Annotated in this window: 1 rRNA gene; it reads right to left on the reverse strand. The window is 48.5% G+C overall.

The annotated features are described in order from the left end of the window. Positions 1-200: ribosomal RNA gene (locus HEQ50_RS12720) — 16S ribosomal RNA — on the reverse strand; the annotation flags it as partial.

A 200-nucleotide genomic window follows, 5' to 3' on the forward strand; every position in this document is an offset into this window, starting at 1 on the left:
TTTTTGTTGTTATACGGTATTAGCACCTGTTTCCAAGTGTTATCCCCTGCTTCTGGGCAAGTTACCCACGTGTTACTCACCAGTTCGCCACTCGCTTCAATGTTGAAATCAGTGCAAGCACGTCATTCAACGGAAGCTCGTTCGACTTGCATGTATTAGGCATGCCGCCAGCGTTCGTCCTGAGCCAGGATCAAACTCTC

It is taken from the genome of Lactobacillus sp. HBUAS51381, from assembly GCF_012641095.1.
Taxonomy (GTDB): domain Bacteria; phylum Bacillota; class Bacilli; order Lactobacillales; family Lactobacillaceae; genus Levilactobacillus.